Annotated in this window: 4 protein-coding genes; 2 read left to right on the top strand and 2 right to left on the bottom strand. The window is 41.1% G+C overall.

Going from position 1 to position 9,027, the window contains the following annotated elements; all coding sequences use genetic code 11:
- Nucleotides 1-255: 255 nt before the first annotated feature.
- The gene (topA, locus tag ACWXWT_RS18915; RefSeq protein WP_456043125.1) at nucleotides 256-2,895 is read right to left on the bottom strand and encodes a type I DNA topoisomerase; all 2,640 of its coding nucleotides are present in this window, start codon (nucleotides 2,893-2,895) and stop codon (nucleotides 256-258) included.
- Between the two features lie 382 nt (nucleotides 2,896-3,277).
- Between topA and astB the strand changes: the two genes are divergently transcribed.
- A complete protein-coding gene (astB, locus tag ACWXWT_RS18910) occupies nucleotides 3,278-4,612 on the top strand; it encodes an N-succinylarginine dihydrolase (protein WP_456043124.1) in 1,335 nt (444 codons plus the stop codon).
- A 146-nt stretch (nucleotides 4,613-4,758) separates the two neighbouring features.
- Here astB and ACWXWT_RS18905 read toward each other — a convergent pair whose 3' ends face one another.
- Entirely contained in the window at nucleotides 4,759-7,269 is a 2,511-nt protein-coding gene (locus ACWXWT_RS18905) for a hypothetical protein (protein WP_456043123.1), read from the bottom strand.
- Between the two features lie 229 nt (nucleotides 7,270-7,498).
- Between ACWXWT_RS18905 and ACWXWT_RS18900 the strand changes: the two genes are divergently transcribed.
- Nucleotides 7,499-8,809, top strand: a complete 1,311-nt coding sequence (locus ACWXWT_RS18900) for a dicarboxylate/amino acid:cation symporter (RefSeq protein ID WP_456043122.1) — start codon at nucleotides 7,499-7,501, stop codon at nucleotides 8,807-8,809.
- Nucleotides 8,810-9,027: the final 218 nt, after the last annotated feature.

Raw genomic sequence — 9,027 nt, 5'->3', positions numbered from 1 at the left:
TTACAACGAAATTGTCGAGTATTGCTGTCTAGCGTGGAATAGATTCATATCGTGTAAAAGCCGAGTGAGAAAACTATGCCAAAGAGACTGGGCAAATCTGGGAAGACTTTAATCATAATTGGTATTACTCTACCTTTAAGGGGATTACTAGAACCCTTATTTTTACAAAATGCAGCTAATGTATTCGAGACACAAAAAAACGCTATCCAATCGGATAGCGTTAATGCAGAGCTTTATGTTTCAACCAAGCTAAAATTATTTTTTAGCTTTTTTCTTGGTGGATTCACTCACCCATTTACCACCTATAAATTTAGATGACCATCCAGTCGCTTTCCCATCAACTTCAGTCGCAACATATTGCTCTTTAGTTTTACGGCTAAATTTAACTTGGGCTTTATTACCGTCATCATCTGTCACTGGTGCATCTGCAAGATAGGCATATTTAGGCCATAACAAATCACGGTACTTAACCAATTCTTCGACTAATGGCGCACGTGTTTCACGCGATTTAGGAAAAGTGCTTGCCGCTAAAAAGATTCCAGCAGCACCATCACGAAGCACAAAATGCGCATCTGACTTAGTGCATTTTAGCTCAGGCAGAAAAATAGGATCTTCTTTTGGTGGCGCAGCTTCACCGCTTCTCAATAACTTGCGAGTATTTTTACACTCGCTATTGGTACAACCAAAATACTTACCAAATCGCCCGTTTTTCAGCTCCATATCATTGCCACAGCGATCGCATTCAATAATAGGACCTTCATAGCCTTTTATCTTAAATTGTCCAACTTCTACTTCATAGCCATCACATGACGGGTTATTACCGCACACATGTAATTTACGAGTTTCGTCAATGAGGTAACTGTCCATCGCTGTGCCACATTTACCGCAACGGTGTTTCGCTCGCAACGCTTCAGTTTCACCATCTTCATTGTCACTAACGGCTTCTTCACCAGGCGTTAAATTAAGCGTCGTTTTACAACGTTCTTTTGGCGGTAAAGCATAACCAGAACAACCAAGGAACACCCCTGTTGACCCTGTGCGGATCCCCATTGGGCGGCCACAGGTTGGACACTTAATGTCATCTGTTAAGACCATCTCATTAGGGCGCATTCCGCCTTCATCAGGATCTAATTCTGCCAATAGCAATTGCTTAGTAAAATCACCATAGAAACCGTCTAACACTTTTTTCCAGTCAAGCTTGCCATGGGCAACATCATCCAATGTTTGCTCCATACTTGCAGTAAAGTCGTAACTCATTAACTCTTTAAAACTACCGACTAAACGTTCACTAACAATCTCACCCATCTTTTCAGCAAAGAAACGGCGATTATCGACTTTGACATAACCGCGATCTTGAATGGTTGAAATAATCGTCGCGTAAGTGGATGGACGACCAATGCCACGCTTCTCAAGCTCTTTGACTAAAGATGCTTCGCTATATCTCGCTGGCGGTTTAGTAAAATGTTGTTTTGAAAGTAAGTCACCAAGAACAAGTTTGTCGCCTTTCTCAACTACAGGCAGCGTTTTGTCTTCTTCGTTTTTCTTACCCATTGGAGGTTGCACACGCGTCCAACCGTCAAAACGTAAAGTGCGTCCACTGGCTTTTAATTCATAGTCGCCAGCTGTAACGGTCAAACGGGTTGCATCATATTGGGCGGGTGTCATCTGACATGCAACAAACTGACGCCAAATAAGCTCATACAAACGCTGAGCGTCTCTTTCCATGTCTGTCAGAGATGCAGACTGCACGGCAACGTTTGACGGTCTAATAGCCTCGTGCGCCTCCTGAGCGCCCTCTTTACTACCATAACGAATCGGATCGGCTGGTAAATATTTAGCGCCAAACTCAGAACCAATCATTTCGCGCAAACTTTCAACCGCTTCTTGGCTGAGGTTTGTCGAGTCGGTACGCATATAGGTAATATGACCGGCTTCATACAAGCGTTGAGCCATCATCATGGTTTTCTTAACACCAAAACCTAAACGAGTACTGGCAGCCTGTTGTAACGTCGACGTGATATAAGGTGCTGACGGTTTACTGGAGGTGGCTTTATCCTCGCGGGCGCTAACAACAAATGTTGCATCACGTAATGCATCAACAGCAACTTGTGCTTGCGCTTCATTTATTGGCTCAAAGGCAGCGGATTGATACTTCATCACCTGCATTTTCAAGCTTGCAGCCGTTGGTGTGCTTAATTCAGCATGAATATCCCAAAACTCTTCTGGAACAAACGCTTTAATCTCACTTTCACGCTCAACAACTAAGCGAACCGCAACCGACTGTACGCGCCCAGCAGATAAACCACGAGCGACTTTTTTCCACAATAATGGTGACACCATAAAGCCAACAACACGATCTAAAAATCGACGTGCTTGTTGTGCGTTAACCATATTGGTATCAAGCACCGATGGTTTACTAAAAGCGTCTTGAATTGCTGTTTTGGTAATTTCGTTAAATACCACACGTTGATACCGTGAAGCGTCGCCACCGATGATTTCCTGTAAATGCCAGGCAATAGCTTCCCCTTCACGGTCCAAATCCGTTGCGAGATAGATTTGATCAGCGGTTTCCGCTAATGCTTTTAATTCTTTAACGACTTTCTCTTTACCGGGCAGAATTTGATATTTGGCTGCCCATCCTTTATCTGGGTTGACACCCATTCGTGCAACAAGTGCTTGTTTGTCTCTGATAAGCTTGTATTTAGCTTTTTCTTCAGGCGACATTTTTCTGACTTCTGCGGCAGTTTTGGTCGCAGTTGTACCGTCAGAAGTAGACGAAGTTGGTAGATCTCGTATATGACCTACACTCGACTTCACGATGAAGTCTTTACCAAGATATTTATTAATTGTCTTGGCTTTGGCCGGCGATTCGACAATAACTAACGATTTACCCATAGTTTTATTTGCGCCAAAAAGTCTCGAAAAAAAGAAAATTGAGCCCATATATAGAGGGTTGAGACAATAGTTTCAAGTTAATCCCTCTTTTATATAGCTTAGTAAGTCATTTTTTAATCAAAAATAAAAAATGTAAAAAATAATATGCGTTTTTTAAACGTAATTTTTCACTTAATGATACTTGCGAGCATCTTCAGTGCATTTTTAGTCATTTATATGTCTTTATACTAAAAGACCATACCTTGTTAACCCTTAAAGCTTCAGTATACTGACGCTTAATTAGCGTTAACTGACATGAGCAATCACGTTTCCTTTTTTATAAGTAACACAAAAAAGTGTAACTACAATAATAATTATTCACAAAAATTCTCAGGGATCACGAATGAAGCATTTTGAAGCGAATTTTGACGGCTTGGTAGGACCAACCCATAACTATGCAGGATTATCATTTGGTAATGTAGCCTCACTGAATAATGCGGCCTTGACCTCAAATCCAAAAGCCGCAGCGAAACAAGGTCTGCAAAAAGCAAAGGCTTTAGCCGACTTAGGCATGGTCCAAGGCGTATTAGCACCTCAGGAGCGCCCAGATCTTTATACATTACGTCGAATTGGTTTTTCTGGGTCAGACGCTGAGGTTTTACAAAAAGCTGCTCAGCAGGCTCCTGCTCTTCTTAATGCTTGCTGCAGTGCATCGAGTATGTGGACTGCAAATGCAGCAACCGTTTCACCGAGTGCAGATACTCGAGATGGTCGGGTACACTTTACGCCAGCAAATTTGGTCGATAAATTGCATCGCAGTATTGAACCCATCACTACAGGACATATTTTACAGTCGACATTTAACAATGAGCGTCATTTCAAACATCATCAACACTTACCTGAGCATGCAAGCTTTGGTGATGAAGGCGCAGCAAATCATACTCGTCTATGCAATGAATACGGACATGCTGGAGTTGAATTGTTTGTCTATGGTCAAGAAGCCACTAACCCCACAACGGTTAAACCAACTAAGTACCCTGCGCGTCAGACATTAGAAGCCTCTCAAGCTGTTGCGCGATTACATCAACTTGAAGAAGAAAGCTGCGTATTTATGCAGCAAAACCCTGATGTGATTGATCAAGGTGTATTTCATAATGATGTGATTTCAGTCGGTAACCAAAATGTATTGTTTTATCATGAACAAGCATTTTTAAATACCGATGCAAAATTTGACGAAATTCGGCAGAAAATGAACACTGATATGCATTTTGTTAAAGTGACTACCGAACAGGTGTCCATCAATGACGCGGTACGTAGTTACTTATTTAATACTCAAATAATCACCTTACCCAATGGTGAAATGACAATTATTGCGCCAACAAATTGCCAAGAAAACCCTGCGGTATTTGCCTATTTAAATGAACTAGTGACTTTAGGTTCGCCAATTAAACACGTACGTTATTTTGATGTAAAACAAAGTATGCAAAACGGTGGTGGTCCTGCATGTTTACGTTTACGTGTTGCTATGAGCGAACAAGAAATTGCCGCTGTAAACCAAAACACATTAATGAATGACGGTTTATTTACTCGTTTAACTACTTGGGTTGATAAACATTATCGTGATCAACTCACGGTCAGCGATCTAGCCGACCCACAACTAATTATTGAATCACGCACCGCATTAGATGAACTCACGCAAATATTAAAACTAGGTAGCGTATATCAGTTCCAAAGATAATCATTAACCTTAAATGACATCAATCAACTTATTAAAAGCCCTCTTGCTAACATAAGAACACCTTTTGGTATAAGTTAACAAAAAAGGGCGCTTAATGCGCCCTTTTCACTGTACAACAAACCCGTTTTGATTGAGCAAATCGATACTTACTGAATATCAACACCAATTGATATAACAGGAGTCGTCAATCCATTTGGCGACTCAACTTCTACGAGAAAGACACCTGAATTGGGTTCATCTTCACCTTTAATCGTTGTAGTAAACTGACGACCACCATTGTAATTAGTGCTTGGCCATGTATATTCACTGGAACTAACGACAGAACCTGCTGATGTTGTAAATTTTACGATCGAACCAGCTGGCATTTGTTGGTTATGTAAATCAGAAATAGTAAATGTTGCAGTTGCAGAACCTTTGCCCACAATAGAAATATTACCGCCATAATGTAATCCATCAGTATCATTAATCAATACATAATCGTAGCCATTTTGTTTAATCTCATCTGCATCTGCTGTTTCGAAACTTTCCTTATGCAAAGTCGCGTAAGCTTGGCTACCGGACATAACCAATACGATGCTTCGACGAACATACAATGATTTAGAGTCAGTAATTCCATCGGCGCAAGCACTGTGAACAGACTCTGAACACAATACACCATTGTATTTACCATCTTTAACATCGAATACCACATTAGAATTAAAATCAATTAACTCTTCTAATGAACCGCCAGGCTGACCACCTGTTTGTTGTGGGTTAAAGAGTCCATCTTCGTTATAATCATTAAAGGCATCATTTAAATCAAATGATTGGCCAGTCACATCGGTACCAGAAAGAAATTCTGTTGCTTCTGAAGCATCAAAACGGCCATTGCCATTTAAATCAGGAAAAGACTCTTCACCAATTGCAGTTGCGGTTACAGTTGCTCGACCACCGTATTTCTGGCCATAAATATTACCATAAAGATTTAATGTTGCATCATAGGCTAATGCAGCATTAGGATTTCGCTCAATCTGACCAGCACCATTCAGAATAGTCTCACCTTCAGGTCTTGGCAACTGACTGATCCAAGATACCGAACATGCGCCATTAAGCGTTTGACATGCATCTTCAATAGAACCACCTTCTGTTGTGAAAGATACCGTCGTTCCATCTGGTACAGGATTGTTAAAGGCATCGGCCATTCGAGCGGTAATCTTAACAACAGTATTATCGACTTCCCAGCCTTCTGCATTAAGCAGTTCAGCTGATAAAGAAAAACTGTCCTGATCAGGGATACCAGTAGAGACAATGAGCTGACTTGATTGACTAGAAATAGCGGGGACAGCGCCATTATCTACAGTAGCGGTAACACGTAAAGACGTTGCGACTGTACCGGTAGTGACTACCGTTTGTACAATACCATCATTGTCTGTTGTTGCTTGCAGAGGGTCAATTTTAATACCGCCCACCTCAGTGTTTAGCGCAAACTTAACATTTTGGTTAGCAACCACATTACTGTTTTTATCTAACACTTTAAATTTAACCACTGACGCTTCAGTACCACCAGTTCCTAAAATACTAATGTTTTCTGGTACCGCTGATACAAATACAATACTGCCAACATCGGCCTGAAGCACATTAATCGTACTTACAGCAGATAAGCTAATTCCACCAGCATTGGCAGTAACGTTAATTTGATCTTCTCCAACACACCCTTGTGCACGATAAGTTGAGGTCGCGACACCATTACTTGACGACACAGGAGAACTGAGCACTGCTTGTGCAGGGCTTTTGGTCGCACAGGTAGACGAAAAATTAACGTCCACAGGCTGAGTAAAGGTATTTCCTGAATCATCTTGAATTGACACCGTAACGGTCGCTGTACCGCCTGCAGATAAATCAGTAGTACTAATAGCTGCGACACCTTCAACAAAAGGGCTACCACTCCCCATCACAACATTCGTTGCCCCGACAACAACAATCGTTGAACCTGTTTCGTTGGAAGGCAATGTCGCGGTTGCTTCACCAGCACCTAAAGAGCTGCCGGCATAAATATCTACTGTAGCTTTGCCTTGGGCATTAGTGACAGCCGTTTTAACAGGCAAATCACCAATTGGGCTATCAAATGTCACAATCGAAGCCTTGGAAATGCCTGTAACAGTCGCGGTTAATTTACCTGGCGATAACGTACTGATTGATTGAATTACATTACCTGTAGCATCAGTTAACACCAATGAAACTTGCGCACCACCACCAGCAACACCACCATCACCAGTCATTGTGACGAATAACGATGCACTTTCACCTGTGGCGGTTGTAGCGGTTACGGTTGCTCCGGTATTAATTTCAGCCGTATTGAGTTGAATAGTGGCGACACCACTTGAATCAGTAACCACTTCACCAGTACTTGGGGAAAAAGTACCGTATTCATTATTGTTGAGTGAAAATGTAACAAGAGTGCTGACAGCCGCTCCCGTTGAATCTTTAACGGTTGCATTTAAGAATGCAGGTTCAGCTACTGATATCTGATCGTTGTCAATACTTAACGTAATAGATATTGTCGGATCGGGTGTCGTCCCACCTCCTGAGCCATCATCGGTTATACCTCCGCCACCACCACATGCGACGAGAAAAAAAGAACATAAAAGCGCTAAATAAACTTTATATGCTGACCTCATTGTCAGGCTCCCTGTTACATTAAAATAAAACTTAAGAATTTTTATCGTTACGGATATAGATTAACAATACGTAAACATCTTATAACTTTAGCATAACTCTACTATTTTCTTTGCGATTTATCCGCCAAAACTTTCACTTTTAGATCATTTCCTAAGTGACAGATTCCTGCTAACCTTTAGCCCATTCAAAAAAGACATAAAATAATATTAAGATGAAAAGGAATACTCTGTGAGTAAACAACATAAGCTCGGACTCACGAGCAAGATTTTAATTGGCATGGCTTCAGGCATTATTTTAGGCCTTTTTTTAAGGAACGTGTTTCCAGACAGTCTATTTATTAAAGAGTACATCACCGATGGATTCTTACATGTCATTGGTACTATCTTTATATCAAGCTTAAAAATGCTTGTGGTTCCGTTGGTCTTTATTTCACTAGTGTGTGGTACAAGTTCATTAAGTGACCCTTCTAAATTAGGCCGATTAGGCGGAAAGACGATCTCATTTTATTTGTTCACCACTGCAATCGCTCTGACCATTTCTATCTTAGCCGCTGTACTTATTCATCCTGGTAACGCAAGTCTTGCGGGTAATGCATTAGAGTATACGGTTAAAGATGCACCCAGTTTGTCTGAAGTACTGATTAATATCGTGCCAACAAACCCAATGCAAGCAATGAGCGAAGGCAACATGCTGCAGATCATTATCTTTGCCGTTATTTTTGGGTTTGCTATTTCGCATATCGGAGAGCGAGGTACACGAGTTGCAAGATTCTTTAACGATTTAAATGAAGTCATCATGCGCGTTGTCACCTTAATTATGCAATTAGCCCCTTATGGTGTGTTCGCATTAATGGCTAAGCTGAGTTTAACCTTAGGACTAGAAACCTTTGGCAGTGTCGTAAAATACTTCTGTTTAGTTGTCGTCGTGTTATTTATTCAAGGGCTCATCGTTTACCCTACGTTACTAAAGCTATTTTCTGGCTTAAGTCCGTTAATGTTTTTGCGTAAAATTCGTGATGTACAACTATTTGCATTTAGCACCGCAAGTTCTAATGCCACCCTGCCCGTTACCATTGAAACAGCAGAACACAGAATGGGCGTTGACAATAAAATCGCCTCATTTACGTTGCCATTGGGTGCCACACTCAACATGGATGGCACCGCCATTATGCAAGGTGTTGCAACAGTATTTATTGCTCAAGTATTTGGTATCGAGCTCAGTATCATGGATTACGCCACAGTCGTGGTTACGGCAACGTTAGCCTCAATCGGTACTGCTGGTGTACCTGGTGTCGGACTCATTATGCTAGCAATGGTATTAAATCAAGTAGGTTTACCCGTTGAAGGTATTGCCTTGATTATTGGTGTAGACAGAATGCTAGACATGATCCGCACCGCAGTAAACGTCACTGGTGATGCTGTGGCAACCGTAATCATTGCTAAATCTGAGGGTGAATTTAATGAAGAAACATTCAATAATTCACAAGCAGGTAAAGCTGCAAAAAGTTTTGAAGAACAAGTGCTTAATGCAAAAAAATAGCATTTAAGTTTACATTGTATAAAAAAGCGCTAAATAGGCGCTTTTTTATTATCTTTTTCCTGCATAAATATGTCATTATCATCAACTTCTATTAATACCAATCCTATTAAATATGTGATCTTTCAGCGGGAGTTCAAAGTGCTGTAGGCAAGGCAGATGATTGAAGCGAATAGTGATCCTCGGTAACAAGCTCCTGCGTTACTCTACCTCCAGTATCT

The organism is Shewanella sp. A22 (genome assembly GCF_053850585.1).
The sequence above is the reverse complement of the archived record's forward strand: the minus strand, read 5'-3'. Positions and strand labels throughout refer to the sequence as shown.

Excerpts from the sequence above, each read along its gene's own strand:
- topA (WP_456043125.1), bottom strand. The coding sequence starts at position 2,895 with ATGGGTAAATCGTTAGTTATTGTCGAATCGCCGGCCAAAGCCAAGACA.
- astB (WP_456043124.1), top strand. The coding sequence starts at position 3,278 with ATGAAGCATTTTGAAGCGAATTTTGACGGCTTGGTAGGACCAACCCAT.
- ACWXWT_RS18905 (WP_456043123.1), bottom strand. The coding sequence starts at position 7,269 with ATGAGGTCAGCATATAAAGTTTATTTAGCGCTTTTATGTTCTTTTTTT.